Source organism: Piscinibacter sp. XHJ-5 (genome assembly GCF_029855045.1).
Classification (GTDB): domain Bacteria; phylum Pseudomonadota; class Gammaproteobacteria; order Burkholderiales; family Burkholderiaceae_C; genus Albitalea.
This window is the reverse complement of the sequence record NZ_CP123228.1, coordinates 518,207-532,514: the sequence shown is the minus strand read 5'-3', so window position 1 is coordinate 532,514 and position 14,308 is coordinate 518,207. Positions and strand designations below refer to the sequence as shown.

15 protein-coding genes are annotated in these 14,308 nt (G+C 68.6%); 7 read left to right on the top strand and 8 right to left on the bottom strand.

Features of this window, described 5'->3' with window-relative positions; all coding sequences use genetic code 11:
* Window positions 1-32: 32 nt before the first annotated feature.
* From P7V53_RS02635 to dhaK, 7 genes are all read left to right on the top strand, one after another.
* A complete protein-coding gene (locus P7V53_RS02635) occupies window positions 33-974 on the top strand; it encodes a sugar ABC transporter permease (protein WP_280153921.1) in 942 nt (313 codons plus the stop codon).
* The gene (locus tag P7V53_RS02630) at window positions 971-1,918 is read left to right on the top strand and encodes a carbohydrate ABC transporter permease (protein WP_280153920.1); all 948 of its coding nucleotides are present in this window, start codon (window positions 971-973) and stop codon (window positions 1,916-1,918) included. Before P7V53_RS02635 ends, P7V53_RS02630 begins: the two co-directional genes overlap by 4 nt.
* The gene (locus P7V53_RS02625) at window positions 1,915-2,193 is read left to right on the top strand and encodes a hypothetical protein (protein ID WP_280153919.1); all 279 of its coding nucleotides are present in this window, start codon (window positions 1,915-1,917) and stop codon (window positions 2,191-2,193) included. Before P7V53_RS02630 ends, P7V53_RS02625 begins: the two co-directional genes overlap by 4 nt.
* Window positions 2,194-2,195: 2 nt before the next feature.
* Complete coding sequence (locus tag P7V53_RS02620; RefSeq protein WP_280153918.1) at window positions 2,196-3,302, top strand: ABC transporter ATP-binding protein; 1,107 nt, start codon at window positions 2,196-2,198, stop codon at window positions 3,300-3,302.
* Window positions 3,295-4,305: an ABC transporter ATP-binding protein gene (locus P7V53_RS02615; protein WP_280153917.1), complete on the top strand. Its 1,011-nt coding sequence runs from the start codon at window positions 3,295-3,297 to the stop codon at window positions 4,303-4,305. The genes P7V53_RS02620 and P7V53_RS02615 overlap by 8 nt, the downstream gene beginning before the upstream one ends.
* Window positions 4,306-4,330: 25 nt before the next feature.
* A complete protein-coding gene (dhaL, locus tag P7V53_RS02610) occupies window positions 4,331-4,978 on the top strand; it encodes a dihydroxyacetone kinase subunit DhaL (protein ID WP_280153916.1) in 648 nt (215 codons plus the stop codon).
* A 239-nt stretch (window positions 4,979-5,217) separates the two neighbouring features.
* The gene (gene dhaK, locus P7V53_RS02605) at window positions 5,218-6,201 is read left to right on the top strand and encodes a dihydroxyacetone kinase subunit DhaK (RefSeq protein ID WP_280153915.1); all 984 of its coding nucleotides are present in this window, start codon (window positions 5,218-5,220) and stop codon (window positions 6,199-6,201) included.
* 41 nt (window positions 6,202-6,242) lie between these two features.
* Here dhaK and P7V53_RS02600 read toward each other — a convergent pair whose 3' ends face one another.
* From P7V53_RS02600 to P7V53_RS02565, 8 genes are all read right to left on the bottom strand, one after another.
* Window positions 6,243-7,058, bottom strand: coding sequence for a crotonase/enoyl-CoA hydratase family protein (locus P7V53_RS02600; protein WP_280153914.1), 816 nt, complete (start codon window positions 7,056-7,058; stop codon window positions 6,243-6,245).
* A 22-nt stretch (window positions 7,059-7,080) separates the two neighbouring features.
* On the bottom strand, window positions 7,081-7,902 hold the full coding sequence (locus tag P7V53_RS02595; protein WP_280153913.1) for an acyl-CoA dehydrogenase family protein: 822 nt from the start codon (window positions 7,900-7,902) through the stop codon (window positions 7,081-7,083).
* Window positions 7,903-7,910: 8 nt separating this feature from the next.
* On the bottom strand, window positions 7,911-9,062 hold the full coding sequence (locus P7V53_RS02590) for an acyl-CoA dehydrogenase family protein (RefSeq protein WP_280153912.1): 1,152 nt from the start codon (window positions 9,060-9,062) through the stop codon (window positions 7,911-7,913).
* A gap of 12 nt (window positions 9,063-9,074) precedes the next feature.
* Window positions 9,075-10,298 (bottom strand): CaiB/BaiF CoA-transferase family protein, encoded by a 1,224-nt coding sequence (locus P7V53_RS02585; RefSeq protein ID WP_280153911.1) that lies wholly within the window; start codon window positions 10,296-10,298, stop codon window positions 9,075-9,077.
* 2 nt (window positions 10,299-10,300) lie between these two features.
* Window positions 10,301-11,119 carry an SDR family oxidoreductase gene (locus P7V53_RS02580; RefSeq protein ID WP_280153910.1) on the bottom strand — a complete coding sequence of 273 codons (819 nt, stop codon included), beginning with the start codon at window positions 11,117-11,119 and terminating at the stop codon, window positions 10,301-10,303.
* A 36-nt stretch (window positions 11,120-11,155) separates the two neighbouring features.
* A complete protein-coding gene (locus P7V53_RS02575) occupies window positions 11,156-12,229 on the bottom strand; it encodes a CoA transferase (RefSeq protein ID WP_280153909.1) in 1,074 nt (357 codons plus the stop codon).
* A 94-nt stretch (window positions 12,230-12,323) separates the two neighbouring features.
* Window positions 12,324-13,658, bottom strand: a complete 1,335-nt coding sequence (locus P7V53_RS02570) for an AMP-binding protein (RefSeq protein WP_280153908.1) — start codon at window positions 13,656-13,658, stop codon at window positions 12,324-12,326.
* On the bottom strand, window positions 13,612-14,295 hold the full coding sequence (locus tag P7V53_RS02565; protein ID WP_280153907.1) for a TetR/AcrR family transcriptional regulator: 684 nt from the start codon (window positions 14,293-14,295) through the stop codon (window positions 13,612-13,614). The genes P7V53_RS02570 and P7V53_RS02565 overlap by 47 nt, the downstream gene beginning before the upstream one ends.
* Window positions 14,296-14,308: the final 13 nt, after the last annotated feature.

Here is a 14,308-nt window from a genome sequence, read left to right as displayed (position 1 = left end):
TGCCGGGATGACGTCCCAACCAGAGAGCTGTCATGAGCTACGTCCACACGGGGCGAGCCGCCTCGCCTTCCATGCGTCTGCGCCTGTTTCCGGCCCAAGGCCTGTCGGACCGCACGCTGGCCTGGCTGTTTGTCGGCCCGACCATCCTGCTGCTGCTGGCCTTCAACATCTTCCCGCTGCTGTGGACGATCCGTCTCTCGTTCACCAACTACCGCGCGAACCGGCCGAATGCGGAAGACGTCTGGGTCGGCATCTCCAACTACCAGCGCGTGCTCAACGACGAGGCGATCTGGGAAAACATGCGCGCCACCGCGCACTTTCTCGTGTCCTCGATCGCGCTGCAGCTGCTGCTCGGCTTCGCGCTCGCGCTGCTGCTGAACCGGCGCTTCCGCTCGCACAGCTTCTGGAGCACGGCGATCCTGCTGCCGATGATGCTGGCGCCCGCGGTGGTCGGCACGTTCTGGAAGTATTTCTTCGAGCCGCAGTACGGCATCTTCAACTACATCATCAACTTCTTCGGCGGGCCCGGCACCTTCACGATGCTCGGCGACACGCAGCTCTCGCCGTGGGCCATCGTGCTGGTGGACACGTGGATGTGGACGCCGTACGTGATGCTGCTGCTGCTGGCCGGCCTGCGCTCGATCCCGCCGTATCTCTACGAGGCCGCCGAGATCGACCGCGCCTCGGCATGGACCAGGTTCTGGCGCATCACGCTGCCGATGGTGATGCCCTTCATCATTCTCGCGCTGCTGTTTCGCGTGATCGAGAACTTCAAGATGTTCGACCTGGTGGACCAGCTCACCAACGGCGGTCCCGGCTCGGTCACCGAGCTCGCGTCGATCAAGCTCAAGCGCGAGGCCTTCGAGAAATGGCGTACCGGCTACGCGTCGGCGCTGGCGATCATCATGTTCGTCTCGATCTATGGCCTGTCGCTGGTCACGGTGCGCTTCCTCGACAAGGTGAAGCAGCGATGAAAGCCTTCCCTCACAGCCCTCTGGAGCCGAGCGCGCGCGCCAAGTGGTTCGCCGGCATCGTCGTGATCGGCTATGCCGTCGTCTCGCTGATCCCGCTGGCGTGGATCTTCATGACGAGCTTGCGCACGCCGCAGGACGCGATCGCATATCCGCCGATGGTGGTGATCGAGCCATCGCCGATCGGCTACGTCAACCTGTTCACGACCCGCTCGCGCGTCGGCGCCGACGAGCTGGCGTCGCTGCCGCCGCCCGCGACGTGGTACGAGGCGCTGGTGCGCGATCAGCAGATGATCCTCGCGGGCCCCTCGCGCTTCATCGACCGCTACAGCAACTCGCTGCTGATCGGCTTCGGCTCGACGCTGCTGTCGGTGGTGCTGGGCACGCTCTCGGCCTATGCCTTCTCGCGCTTTCGCGTGCCGGGCAAGGACGACCTGCTGTTCTTCATCCTGTCGACGCGGATGATGCCGCCGATCGCGATCGCGATCCCGGTGTACCTGATGTTCCGCCATGTCGGGCTCAACGACACGCACGTCGGCCTGATCCTGCTCTACACGGTGGTCAACCTGTCGCTGTCGGTCTGGCTGCTCAAGGGCTTCATGGACGAGATCCCGCGCGAGTACGAAGAAGCGGCCATGGTCGACGGCTACACGCGCTGGCAGGCGTTCATGAAGGTGGTGCTGCCGCAGGCGGCCACCGGCATCGCCACCACCGCGATCTTCTGCCTGATCTTCGCGTGGAACGAGTACGCCTTCGCGCTGCTGCTGACCAGCGGCACCGCGCAGACCTCGCCGCCGTTCATCCCCACCATCATCGGCGAGGGCGGCCTCGACTGGCCCGCGATGGCGGCCGGCACCACGCTGTTCCTGCTGCCGGTGCTGCTGTTCACCGTCCTGCTGCGCAAGCACCTGCTGCGTGGCGTGACCTTCGGAGCGATCCGCAAATGACCACCCGACGCGTGACTCCGCGCTGGCTGCGCCGCGCGCCGTGGGAACACGGCACCACTGCGCTCATCGGCATCGGCCTCGTGATGCTGATGCAGCCCTGGTCGATCGACGTCTACAGCTACGGCTTCACCGTGCTGCTGGCCGGCGTGGTCGGCTACTCCATCGCCGGCAAGTTGCCGCAGTCCCCCTCACCCCAGCCCTCTCCCCCTCCGGGGGCGAGAAAGCCACTCCCTCTCCCGCCTGCGGGAGAGGGCCGGGGTGAGGGCGGGAGCTGACCATGGCCGAGATCCGAATCAAGAACCTGCAGAAGCGCTTCGCCGACTTCACCGCGGTGAAGAACTCCTCTCTGGTCCTGGAAGACGGCAAGTTCGTCGTGCTGCTCGGACCCTCGGGCTGCGGCAAGACGACGACGCTGCGCATGGTCGCCGGCCTCGAGTTTCCGACCGACGGCCAGATCACGCTCGACGGCCAGGACGTCACCTACCTGCGGCCGCGCGAGCGCGACATTGCGATGGTGTTCCAGCTCTTCGCGCTGTATCCGCACATGGGCGTGCGCGACAACCTCGAGTTCCCGCTGCGCAACGAGGGCGTGGCGCGTGCCGAGATCGATCGCCGCATCAAGGAAGTCGCCAGCATCCTGCGCATCGAGCACCTGCTCGGCTCGCGCATCGGCGGGCTTGCCGGCGGCGATCGCCAGCGCGTGGCGCTCGGCCGGGCCATTGTCCGTGAGCCCAAGGCCTTCCTGATGGACGAGCCGCTCGGAACGCTCGACGCCGAATTCCGCGAGCTGATGTGCGTCGAGCTGCGCAAGCTGCATGAGCGCCTGAAGACCACGACCGTGTTCGTCACGCATGACCAGAACGAGGCGATGGCGCTCGCCGACCACATCGTGGTGATGAACAACGGCGAGATCCTGCAGGCCGACGATCCGCACGGCATCTACAACTTCCCGTCGTGCGTGTTCGTGGCCCGCTTCATCGGCCGCCCGCCGATGAACCTGCTCGACGTGCGCGGCGCAGTGGCCGCCGGCGCGAGCAAGGTGCAAGTCGATGGCCGGCCGGTCGACGTGCCGACAGTCCAAGCGCCCGCCGCGCGCGCGTTGCTGGGCGTGCGCCCCGAGCATGTGCGGCTCGTGCCGCCCGACCAGGGGCTGGCCGGCCGCGTCGAGCGCGTCGAGTACTTCGGCTCGCACTGGATCGCCGAGCTGCAGACCGACGCCGGCAGCCTGAAGGCGCTCGTCGACAAGAGCATGCGCCCGGTCGAAGGCGAGCGGGTCGGTGTCGGCTTCGACAAGTCGCGCGTGGTGCTCTTCGACGCCGAGACCGAGCGGCTGCTGCCGAGCGTCACGACCCACGCCCACCTTCCGAGCATGCGCCATGGCTAGCATCTCCCTTCAAGGCATCACCAAGCGCTTCGGCGACGTGACCGCGGTCGACGACATGCGCGTCGACATCGCCGACGGCGAGTTCTTCGTGCTGCTGGGCCCCAGCGGCGCCGGCAAGACCACGACGCTGCGGCTGATCGCCGGCCTGGAGACGCCCGACATCGGTTGCCTGCGGATGAACGGCGAGGATCTGACGGCCGCGGCCCCTGCGCTGCGTGACTGCGCGTTCGTGTTCCAGCAGTACTCGCTGTACCCGCACCTGACGGTTTACGACAACATCGCGTTCCCCCTGCGCGCGCCGATCCGCCGCATCGACGAGGCCGAAGTGCGCCGCCGCGTCGAGCAGGTGGCCAGGATGCTGCACATCGAGAACAAGCTGCAGCGCAAGGCCACCGCGCTGTCGGGCGGCGAGATGCAGCGGGTGGCGATCGGGCGAGCGCTGGTGCGTCAGCCGCGCGTGTACCTGATGGACGAGCCGCTGTCCTCGCTCGACGCAGGGCTGCGCGAGGAACTGCGCGTCGAGCTCAAGCGGCTGCAGCGCGGCAGCGGCGCCACCGTCGTCTACGTGACCCATGACCAGGTGGAGGCGACGACGCTGGCCGACCGCATCGCGATCCTGGAGCACGGCCGCGTCCAGCAGGTGGGCACACCGCTGGAGATCTACGACCGGCCGCGGTCGCTCGAAGTCGCGCAGCGACTTGGGTCGCCCGCCGTCAACGTGCTGCCGGCGGCATGGTTCGCAGGCAGCGCCGCCCCTCATGCCACGCACGTGGCGATCCGCCCCGAAGACGTCGTGCTCGCGCCCGACGACGGCTCTCAATCCTATTCGGTCATCGAGTGCTCGCTGGTCAAGCACCTCGTCGTGGCCGAGCGCCTCGGCGTCGAGGTCCGCGCGCGAACGATGCTCGACCAGGCCCTGGTTCCCGGCGCTCGCGTGCGGCTCGCGTTCCCGCCCGAGCGCTGCATGTTCTTCGACGCCGCGGGACGGCGCTTGGCCGCATGACCTCATCACGAGACAAGGAGAGACCTTGAACACCGCCATGATCATCGACGCGCTCGCCGCCGTGCAGGGCGCGATCCTCGCCAACGAATCGCAGATCGAGTCGCTCGACCGCGCGATCGGCGACGGCGACCACTTCGTCAACGTGAAGCGCGGCTGCGACGTGCTCGCCAAGCTGACCCCCGAGCTGAAGGACATGCCGCCCGGACCCGCGCTGCACAAGATCGGCATGAAGCTGCTCGGCACGATCGGCGGCGCCTCGGGCCCGCTGATCTCGAGCTTCTTCATGGCGATGGGCCAGACGCTGCAAGGTGTCGACGAGCCCGACCGGCGCCAGTTCGCTGCGGCATTCGCCAGCGGCGTCGAAGCGATCAAGCAGCGCGGCAAGGCCGACGTCGGCGAGAAGACGATGCTCGACGTGCTGATCCCGGTGTCGCGGATGCTGATCCGTCTGGCAGACGCGGACACGCCGCTCGGTCCCCTGTGCACGCAACTGAAGGACGAGGCGCGTCGAAACATGCTGGCCACGAAAGACATGATCGCCAGCAAGGGCCGGGCGTATTTCCTCGGCGAGCGCGCGCTCGGCCACATCGACCCCGGCTGCAAGAGCTGCGAGGTCGCGATCGCCGCGGTGTGCGACGCCGTCCTTCAGCAAAAGACGCAGGAGGTCACATGAACCCCCACGCTCACATTCGTTCGCTGCCCCCCGAGGGGGCGCAAGCCTCCTTTGAGGCGGCTCGGCAGGAGGTCACATGAACCCCCACGCTCACATTCGTTCGCTGCCCCCCGAGGGGGCGCAAGCCTCCTTTGAGGCGGCTCGGCAGGAGGTCACATGAACCCCCACGCTCACATTCGTTCGCTGCCCCCCGAGGGGGCGCAAGCCTCCTTTGAGGCGGCTCGGCAGGAGGCTTGATCATGAAGAAGTTCATCAACGACATCGACTCGGTGATGCGCGAGTCGCTCGGCGGCCTGGTGGCAGCGCAACCCGGGCTGCTGCGCGTCGAGTTCGAGCCGACCTTCGTCGCCCGCGCCGAACGCAACGGCAACAAGGTCGCGCTGATCTCCGGCGGGGGCTCGGGGCATGAGCCGCTGCATGCCGGCTTCGTCGGCCGCGGCATGCTCGACGCGGCATGCCCGGGCCAGGTGTTCACGTCGCCCACGCCCGACCAGATGCTGGCCGCTGCCGCCGCCGTCGAGTCGGGCCGCGGCGTGCTGTTCATCGTGAAGAACTATGCCGGCGACTCGATGAACTTCCAGATCGCCAGCGAGATGCTCGGCCTCGAGAACGCGACGGTGCTCGTCAACGACGACGTCGCTGTCGAGAACTCCAAGCACACCACGGGCCGGCGCGGCGTGGCCGGCACGCTGATGGTCGAGAAGATGACGGGTGCCGCCGCCGAGGCAGGCGCCGCGCTGCTCGAGTGCAAGGCCGTCGGCGACCGCGTCAATGCGGCGACCGCATCGATGGGTGTGGCGTTCACCAGCTGCACCGTGCCGGCGGCCGGGCGCGCCACCTTCGACATCGACGCCGACGAAATGGAAGTCGGCGTCGGGATCCACGGCGAGCCGGGGCGGCGGCGCGAGAAGGTCAAGCCGGCCGGGCTGATCGTCGACGACCTGCTGGGCGCGATCCTCGCGGACCTGAAGCCCGAGAGCGGCCGAGAAGTGCTGCTGCATGTCAACGGCTTCGGCGGCACGCCGCTGATGGAGCTCTACCTGCTGTACCACTGCGCCGCCGAGAGGCTGCGCGCGCAGGGGCTGAAGCCGGTGCGCTCGCTGGTCGGCAACTACACCACCTCGCTGGAGATGGCCGGCGCCTCGCTCACCGTCACGCTGCTCGACGAGGAGATGAAGACACTGTGGGACGCGCCGGTGCACACAGCGGCCCTGCGCTGGTAGGTCATGCTCAACGGACCACGGGTTCCCCGCCGCCCCATGGCTCACCCATTCTTCGCTCGCTCACCATGCTCGAAATCCGGCCTGCGCTTTTCGATGAACGCCGTCACCGCCTCGCGATGTTCCCAACTCTTGTGAGCGATCGCCTGGGCGCTGGCCGATGCCTCGAGCAGGCTGTCGAGGCCGAGTTGCTGACCTTCGCGCAGCAGCCGCTTGGTCAGGCGCAGCGTCGGGCCCGGGTTGGCGGCGATTCGAGCGGCCAGCTGCTGCGCCTCGGCAAGCAGCGTTTCGTGCGGGACGACACGTGACACCAGTCCGCACGACAGCGCTTCGGCAGCGGTCAGCGAATCGCCGGTGAACGACATCTCGAGCGCGCGCGACATGCCGACGATGCGCGGCAGCAGCCAGGCACCGCCGTCACCCGGCACGATGCCGACCTTGACGAAGCTCTCGGCGAAGCTCGCCTTGTCCGATGCGACGCGGATGTCGCACATGCAGGCGAGGTCGCAGCCGGCGCCGATTGCCGCGCCGTTGACGGCCGCGATCGTCGGCACGTCGATGTTGTAGAGCGCGCGCGTCAGGCGCTGGATGCCGTGACGGTATTCGTCGCGGATCATCGCGGGGGTCACCGCGTCGTCGAAGAAGCGCTTCATGTCCTTGACGTTGCCGCCGGACGAGAACACCGGGTCGGCGCCGGTCAGGACGACGACACGCACCGACGCGTCGCGCGCGACGCTGTCGGCCATCTCGACGAACTCCCTCACTGCCGTGTTGCCGGTCAGCGCGTTGCGCGATTCGGGCTGGTTCATCGTCACGGTCAGCACGCCGCCGGCCTGGCTGTGGTGCAGGAATGAGCTCATCGCTTGAATCCTCGTTGTCGTATCAGAACCGCGCGGCGCCCAGGCGCTCGAGCGTGAAGTCGATTGCGCGGTCGTGGCTGCCGCTCCACCATTGGCGCGCCACCTGCATTGCCCAATGCGACGGCGAGCCGCCTTGCACGCGCCAGGCGAGCAGGCGGCGCGTGTAGAGCTGCAGGTCGAACTCGGCGGTGATGCCGATCGCGCCGTGCACCGCATGGCTGCCGGCCGCGAGAACCGCCGCGGCCTCGCCGGCGACGCTCTTGCCCATCGCAGCCAGCGTGCGGTCCGGGAGATGGCTGGCCGACGCGAAGCTCAGCTGCGCGGCCATGCGTGCGGCGCACGCGTGCTCGGCCATCACGCTGAGCTGGTGCTGCACCGCCTGGAAGCTGCCGATCGGCTTGCCGAACTGCGTTCGCTGCTGCGCGTGCGCGATCGACATCTCGAGCACCCGCGCCGCCGCGCCGGCGATCTGCGCGGTCGTCAATGCCGCGTGCAGTGCGCCGCGGTCCTCGACCGGCAACGCATCGCCGATCGCGTCGAGCGTGACAGGGCCATCGGGCCATTGGCGCCTCGCGTGGGCCAGCACCGCGCGCGCCGCCATCGTCTCGGCGAACGGCAGCGGCAGCGCGTGATAGCCGCAAGCCTGCACCAGCGGCAGCACCTCGTGCAGCGACAGCCCCGCGCCGCCCTGCGCCTCGGGCACCAGCGCATCCACGAAGCCCGACTCGACGAGGTCGTGCCACAGCGCATCGGCTCCTTCGCCGCGTTCGATCCCGCGCACCGCCTCGGGGGTGCAGCGGTCGGCCAGCAATTGCCCGAAGGCGTCTCCGAATTCGTTGTCCATCAGTGTTCCTATCGAAGGCCGAGGCCGCGCGCGATCATTCCGCGCAGCACCTCGCGGGTGCCGCCGCGCAGCGAGAACGCCGGCGCGATCTGCGACACGTACTGCAGCGTGCGGGCGAGTCCGTCGGGCAGCGTCGCATCAGGGTCGTCGCCGAGCGCGTCGGCGATTGCCTCGGGGATGAACTGCTCCAGCGTCGTCCCGAGGTCCTTCACGAGCGCCGCCTCGACGATGGGGCTCTCGCCTTCGGCAAGCCGGCCGTTGACCGACACCGAAAGGCTGCGCAGCACCGCCAGGGCCGACAGCACCCGTCCGGCCAGCGCCAGCGAGCGCTGCGAAGGCTCGCGCCGCGTGCGCAGGTGCGCCAGCCACTCGTCGAGCAGCACGACGCTCGAATAGATGCGCTCAGGCCCCGAGCGCTCGTAGGCGAGCTCCGAGGTCACCTGGTTCCAGCCGTCTCCCTCGGCGCCGATCAGCGCGTCGTCGGTGAGCTGCACGCCGTCGAAGAAGACTTCGCAGAAGTGGGCGTCGCCGGTGAGGTCGGTGATCGGGCGGATCGTGATGCCCGGCAGCGACAGGTCGACGATCACCTGCGACAGGCCCTTCTGGCGGCTGCCGGCATCGCCCGAGGTGCGCACCAGCGCGATCATGTAGTGCGAGCGATGCGCGTTGGTGGTCCAGATCTTCTGGCCGTCGAGGCGCCAGCCCTTGTCGTTGCGAGTCGCGCGCGTGCGCACGCTCGCGAGGTCCGAGCCCGAGCCCGGCTCGCTCATGCCGATGCAGAAGAAGACCTCCCCGCGGCAGATGCGCGGCAGGTGGAACTGCGCTTGCGCCGGCGTGCCGAACTTGAGGATGTGCGGGGCGCTTTGCCGGTCGGCGAACCAGTGCGCCGCCACCGGCGCGCCGGCACGCAGCAGCTCTTCGACCAGCACAAAGCGTGCGTACAGGCTGCGCCCGCCGCCGCCGTACTCCTTCGGCAAGGTCAGGCCGATCCAGCCGCGCTCGCCGAGTGCGCGGCTGAACGCCGCGTCGAAGCCGCCCCACGAGCGCGCGCGCACCTCGGGCGCCACGCCCTCGAGCGCTTTGTCGAGGAACGCACGCACGGGCGCTCGCAGCGCTTCGTCGTCGGCGGGGATGCGTGTCAGCGACAGCGAATCGAACACCGTGCTTCTCCTTCAGATCACTTTGCGCTCGCGCAACGCGGCGATGCCGGTGGCGTCGTAGCCGAGCAGGTCCGCCAGCACCTGGGCCGTGTGCTGGCCGAGCGTGGGCGGGGCGTTGCGGTACTCGACCGGCGATTCCGAAAGCCGGATCGGGTTGGCCACCAGCGGGATGCGCCCGGCGGTCGGATGGTCGGTCTCGATCTTCATGCCGCGCGCGAGCACCTGCGGGTCTTCGAACACATGCGCGATGTCGTTGATGGGGCCGCAGGGCACGTCGACCGCTTCCAGCAAGTGCACCCAGTCGACGGTGCTGCGCTTGATCGTCTGCTGGCGCAGCAGGCGAATCAGCTCCGTGCGGTTGCCCACGCGCGCCAGGTTGTTCGCGAAGCGCGCGTCGGTCGCGAGCTCGGGCATCCCGATCGCGGCCACGAGGCGTGCGAACTGGCCGTCGTTGCCGACCGCGATGATGACGTTGCCGTCCGCGGTCGGAAAGTCCTGGTACGGCACGACGTTCGGGTGCGCGTTGCCGAGCCTGCCCGGCACCTTGCCGCTGTACAGGTAGTTCATCGCCTGGTTGGCCATCGTCGCGACCTGCACGTCGAGCAGCGCGAGGTCGATGTGCTGGCCCCGGCCGCTCTTCTCGCGGTGCGCCAAGGCGGCGAGGATCGCGTTGGAGGCGTAGAGCCCGGTGAACAGGTCGGTGACCGCGACGCCCACCTTGATCGGCCCGCCGCCTTCTTCGCTGTCGGCGCGGCCGGTGACGCTCATCATCCCGCCCATCGCCTGCACCAGAAAGTCGTATCCGGCGCGCGGCGCGTAGGGACCGGTCTGGCCGAAGCCGGTGATCGAGCAGTAGACGAGGCGCGGGAAGTCTGCCTTCAGCGACGCATAGTCGAGGCCGTATTGCGACAGCCCACCGACCTTGTAGTTCTCGACCAGCACGTCGGCACGCGCGGCAAGCTCGCGCACCAGGCGCTGACCGTCGGTCGTCGTGATGTCGATGGTCACCGACTTCTTGTTGCGGTTGGTGCACAGGTAGTAGGCCGCGTCCCGGGTCGCCCGGCCGTCGCGGTCCTTCAGGAACGGTGGCCCCCAGCCGCGCGTGTCGTCGCCGACGCCGGGACGTTCGACCTTGATGACTTCGGCCCCGAGGTCGGCGAGCATCTGCGTGGCCCACGGGCCCGCGAGGACGCGCGACAGATCCAGCACCTTGATGTGTGACAGTGCGCCGCTCATGTTCAGGCCGCCAGCATGTGAAGACCCGAACCCAGGTGCGCCGCACCGTCGATCTGGATCAGTTGTCCGCTCATCAGATGGCCGGCGGGACTGGCAAGGAACGCGACCAGCTCGGCGACCTCGTCGACACTCGTCGCGCGCCCCATCGGTGTGGCCGCGACCAGCCGGTCGAGCATCGCCTGGGCCGCTTCGCCGGCCAGGCCCTCGGTGATCACCGCACCCGGGCCGATGCAGTTCAGCGAGATGCCGTCTCGCGCCCATTCGAGCGCCAACGTGCGCATGAGGCCGAGCACGCCCGCACGCGCGGCGATCGAGTGGGCGATGCCCATCGAGCCGCGGTCGACGCCCGACAGCGAGATGCTGGCGACGGCTCCCTCGCGTGCTTTCAGGTACGGGTATGCAGCCTTCGTGACGACGAAGACGGCCGACAGGTTGACGTCGATCACCGCGTCCCAGCCCTTGCGGCTGATGCCGGTGGCGGGCGCGAAGAACTGGCCCCCGGCGTTGTTGACGAGGAGGTCGATCCCTTGGCGCTCGCCGACCTGGCGCACCAGCGCTTCGATCGCCTCGGTGTCGCGCACGTTGCAGGGCTCGAAACCGAACTTTCCGGGCAAGCCTTCGGCGAGACGCCCGGTGTCCTGCAAGGCCTCGACGCGACGGCCGGTGCCGAAGACGTTCATCCCCAGCGCCATCAGCCGAAGCGCAATGCCGCGGCCGATGCCGGAGCCGGCTCCGGTGATGAAGGCGGAGCGGCCGGCATGCACGCCGTGGCGCAGCACGTGAACCTTGGCGCCGGACGTTGAAGAAGAGGTGTCGGTCATGGTGGGTTCCCAGGATTCGTTGGAGACTGAAGCTCGTCAGAGCGGCCGGCGCGGCCCGCCGACCTGCGGCGTCGCGCTGCGCGGCAAACGCTGGCCGTCGAACAGGGCCGGGAACACCGGCACATGCTCTCCAGACGGCAGCGCCTGCGACACCGCGCCCGTGCGCAGCGCGCGGATCATCGGCACCGACTCCTCGGGCGCACGCACCGCACCGGCAGGAATCTGCAGCTCGCGCATCTGCGCGAGGATGTCGTCGCGGCGCTGCGGCAGCGTCCACGCCTCGACATACCCATCGAACTCGGGCGCACGCGCGATGCGCTCCTTGATCGGCGCATCGGGCGCACCGACCAGCGGGCGCAGCCGAGCCCAATACGTGTCGAGCCCGCCGAGGATGTAGACATGCCCGTCGGCGCAGCGATAGATGCTCGACGGCGCGGAGGCACGATCGCGATTGCCCATCGGCGGCGACAGCGAATCGCCTTCGCTGACGGTCAGCACGGCCGGGCCGAGCAGCATCGCCGCGGCGACTTCCATCATCGACAGGTCGATCAGGCAGCCTTGCAGCGCGGAGTCGAGCAGCGCCATCGCGCAGCACATCCCCGCCACCATGCCGCAGCCCATGTCGACCGGCCAGCCGGTGGACAGGCGCGGCGTGCCGTCCTCGTCGCCGTTCAGCATCGCGAAGCCCGATTCGCACTGCGCGATCGTGTCCATGCAGACGCGCGAATCCTGCTGGCCATAACCCGATACCAGAGCGATGACGAGGTGCGGAAAGCGCTCGCGCAGCGTCGGGCCGTCGAGCCCGAGGCCCTTCAGCGAGCCCGGCGCCAGGTTGCAGACGAAGGCATGCGCGTCGGCCAGCATCGTGTCGAGCGCAGCGCGGTCTGCACTCTCCCGCAGGTTGAGAACGCGGCTTTGCTTCCCGCAGTTGAAGCTGCGCGCGTAATAGCTGCCGAATGCATTGCCCGGCAGCGTGCGCACGCCGTCGCCCTGCGGCGCCTCGACCTTGGTCACATCGGCGCCGAAATCTGCCAGGAACATCGCCGCGGTCGGGCCGGCGATGAACTGGGACAAATCGACGACGCGCTTGCCGGACAAAGGGCGCGGCAAGCCGCCCGTTCCGGCCCCGGGCCGCCCCAAGGCGGGACCGGATCCCCTCGGCGGGTGGTCGCGGTATTCCCCGGCCGGCGGGTGGCCACCACTGTCATTCATAGACGACCCGCTTCGCCTTGTGCACGGTGCGCGGCAAGGTTCCGGCGGGCACGACCTCGACCTGGAAGCGCACCTGCAGCTTCTCGCGCAGCCGCTTCCCGAGCCGGTCGGCCAGGTCGGGCCCGGCGTCGCCTGCGGGCTCGACCCGCAGTTTCACGCCGGTCAGGAAGCCGGTCTTCGGGTCCTTCAAGCTGTCGTCGATGACGAGCATGTACTCGCTGGTCAGGCCGGGGAACGCGCGGACGATGTCTTCGACCGCGGTCGGGAAAAGGTTGACGCCCTTGATGATCAGCATGTCGTCGGAGCGGCCCATCACGCCGCCGGCGAGCCGCGCGTGGGTGCGGCCGTCGGGCGCGGTCTTGCTGTCGCGCACGACCATGTCGCCGGTCCACCAGCGCACCAGGGGACAGGCTTGCTTGTCGAGGTGGGTCAGCACCAGCACGCCGCGCTCGCCGTCGGCCACCGGCTCGGTGGTCTCGGGATGCAGGATCTCGACGTAGATGAAGTCCTCGGCCAGCGTCGGGCCCAGCTGCGCGGCGGTGTCCCAGCCGATCGGCTGGCACTCGAGCGCACCGTAGCAGTCGAACATCTTCGCGCCCCACTGCCGCTCGATGCGCTCGCGCGTGCCCGGGATGCTGGCACCCGGCTCGCCGCCGACGCAGACCATCTCCACCGTCGAGCTCGCCAGGTCGCGGCCGAGCTTCTCGGCGGCCTCGGCCATGTGCGCCATGAACGACGGCGTGCCGATCACGCACCTGGGCTTGTACTCGAAGATCGTGTCGATCTGGCGCTCGGTGTCACTCGACGACGCAGGGATCACGAGCGCACCGAGATGCTGCGCAGCGAGCGTGGCACCGAGGCCGCCGACGAACCAGGCGTAGCTGAACATGCACTGGAACACATCGCCGCGGCGCAGGCCTTGCGAGTACAGATAGCGGGCGTACAGGTCGGCCCAGCGATCGATGTCCGCCTGGGTCCACAGCACCGGCGCCGGCCGGGCGGTGGTGCCGGACGAGAAGTGCACCCGCACCGCCTCGCCTGGCGCGACGGCCGCGAAGTTGCCGAACGGCGGCTCGGCCGCCAGGCCAGCCACATAGTCGGTTTTGCGGGAGAAGGGAAGGCGCCGAAGGTCGGCGAAGCTCCTCAGGTCGCCGGCCTGGAATCCGGCTTCGGCGAAGACACGCTTGTAGTGGACGCTGCGCTCGCCGACACGCTGCAGCTGGCGGCGCAAGGCATCGAGCTGGAACGTTTCGATGCGGTCGCGCGACCAGGTCTCGCGTTCATCCCAGATAGTTTCGGAGAACGGCTGTTTGACGAGCTGATTCATGGTTGGGATCTTTCAGGATTGCCCGCAGCGCGAACGCCGCCAGGGTGTGGGCGATGTCGTCGACCGCCTCGGGGCTTTGCAACCGCCGCTGGCTGAACCAGACGGTGGCCCAGTTGAGTGCGCCGAAGAAGGGCTTGGTGGCCAGCTTGGCCGGCAGGTCGACGAACAGGCCTTGGCGAATGCCTTCGTCGATGATTTCGATGAACATCTTTTCGTACTCGTCGCGCATCTTCACCACCGAGCGCAGCCGCTTGGCGGCTACAGAGGCGCCGAGCAGGTGCCGCTCCAGTCCCTGCACCGCGACCTTCTGCATCGGCAGCTCGGTGAGCAGGATCTGGGTGTGGCGCAGCGCCATGGCCGCAAGCCGCTCGATCGGGTTGCCGGGGCCGCGTGCGATCGGCTCGACCTCGGCGTTCAAGCGTCTCATCGCTGCGGTCTGCACGTCGAAGAACAGGTCGGCCTTGCTGCGGTAGTGGTGGTAGATGCGCCCTTTGGTGGCGCCCAGGCGGTCGGCCACCGCATCGATGGACGTCGCCGCATAGCCGAACTCCATGAAGAGCTCTGCAGCCGCACGCAGGATCTCGTCGCGCGATTCACTGCCGTTGCCCTGCGAGGGCACCTGGTCCGCCATGTTCATGGAACTCTCTCCG

Excerpts from the sequence above, each read along its gene's own strand:
- P7V53_RS02585 (WP_280153911.1), bottom strand. The coding sequence starts at position 10,298 with ATGAGCGGCGCACTGTCACACATCAAGGTGCTGGATCTGTCGCGCGTC.
- P7V53_RS02625 (WP_280153919.1), top strand. The coding sequence starts at position 1,915 with ATGACCACCCGACGCGTGACTCCGCGCTGGCTGCGCCGCGCGCCGTGG.
- P7V53_RS02615 (WP_280153917.1), top strand. The coding sequence starts at position 3,295 with ATGGCTAGCATCTCCCTTCAAGGCATCACCAAGCGCTTCGGCGACGTG.
- P7V53_RS02565 (WP_280153907.1), bottom strand. The coding sequence starts at position 14,295 with ATGAACATGGCGGACCAGGTGCCCTCGCAGGGCAACGGCAGTGAATCG.
- P7V53_RS02600 (WP_280153914.1), bottom strand. The coding sequence starts at position 7,058 with ATGAGCTCATTCCTGCACCACAGCCAGGCCGGCGGCGTGCTGACCGTG.
- P7V53_RS02580 (WP_280153910.1), bottom strand. The coding sequence starts at position 11,119 with ATGACCGACACCTCTTCTTCAACGTCCGGCGCCAAGGTTCACGTGCTG.
- P7V53_RS02620 (WP_280153918.1), top strand. The coding sequence starts at position 2,196 with ATGGCCGAGATCCGAATCAAGAACCTGCAGAAGCGCTTCGCCGACTTC.
- P7V53_RS02595 (WP_280153913.1), bottom strand. The coding sequence starts at position 7,902 with ATGGACAACGAATTCGGAGACGCCTTCGGGCAATTGCTGGCCGACCGC.
- dhaK (WP_280153915.1), top strand. The coding sequence starts at position 5,218 with ATGAAGAAGTTCATCAACGACATCGACTCGGTGATGCGCGAGTCGCTC.
- P7V53_RS02570 (WP_280153908.1), bottom strand. The coding sequence starts at position 13,658 with ATGAATCAGCTCGTCAAACAGCCGTTCTCCGAAACTATCTGGGATGAA.
- P7V53_RS02630 (WP_280153920.1), top strand. The coding sequence starts at position 971 with ATGAAAGCCTTCCCTCACAGCCCTCTGGAGCCGAGCGCGCGCGCCAAG.
- P7V53_RS02635 (WP_280153921.1), top strand. The coding sequence starts at position 33 with ATGAGCTACGTCCACACGGGGCGAGCCGCCTCGCCTTCCATGCGTCTG.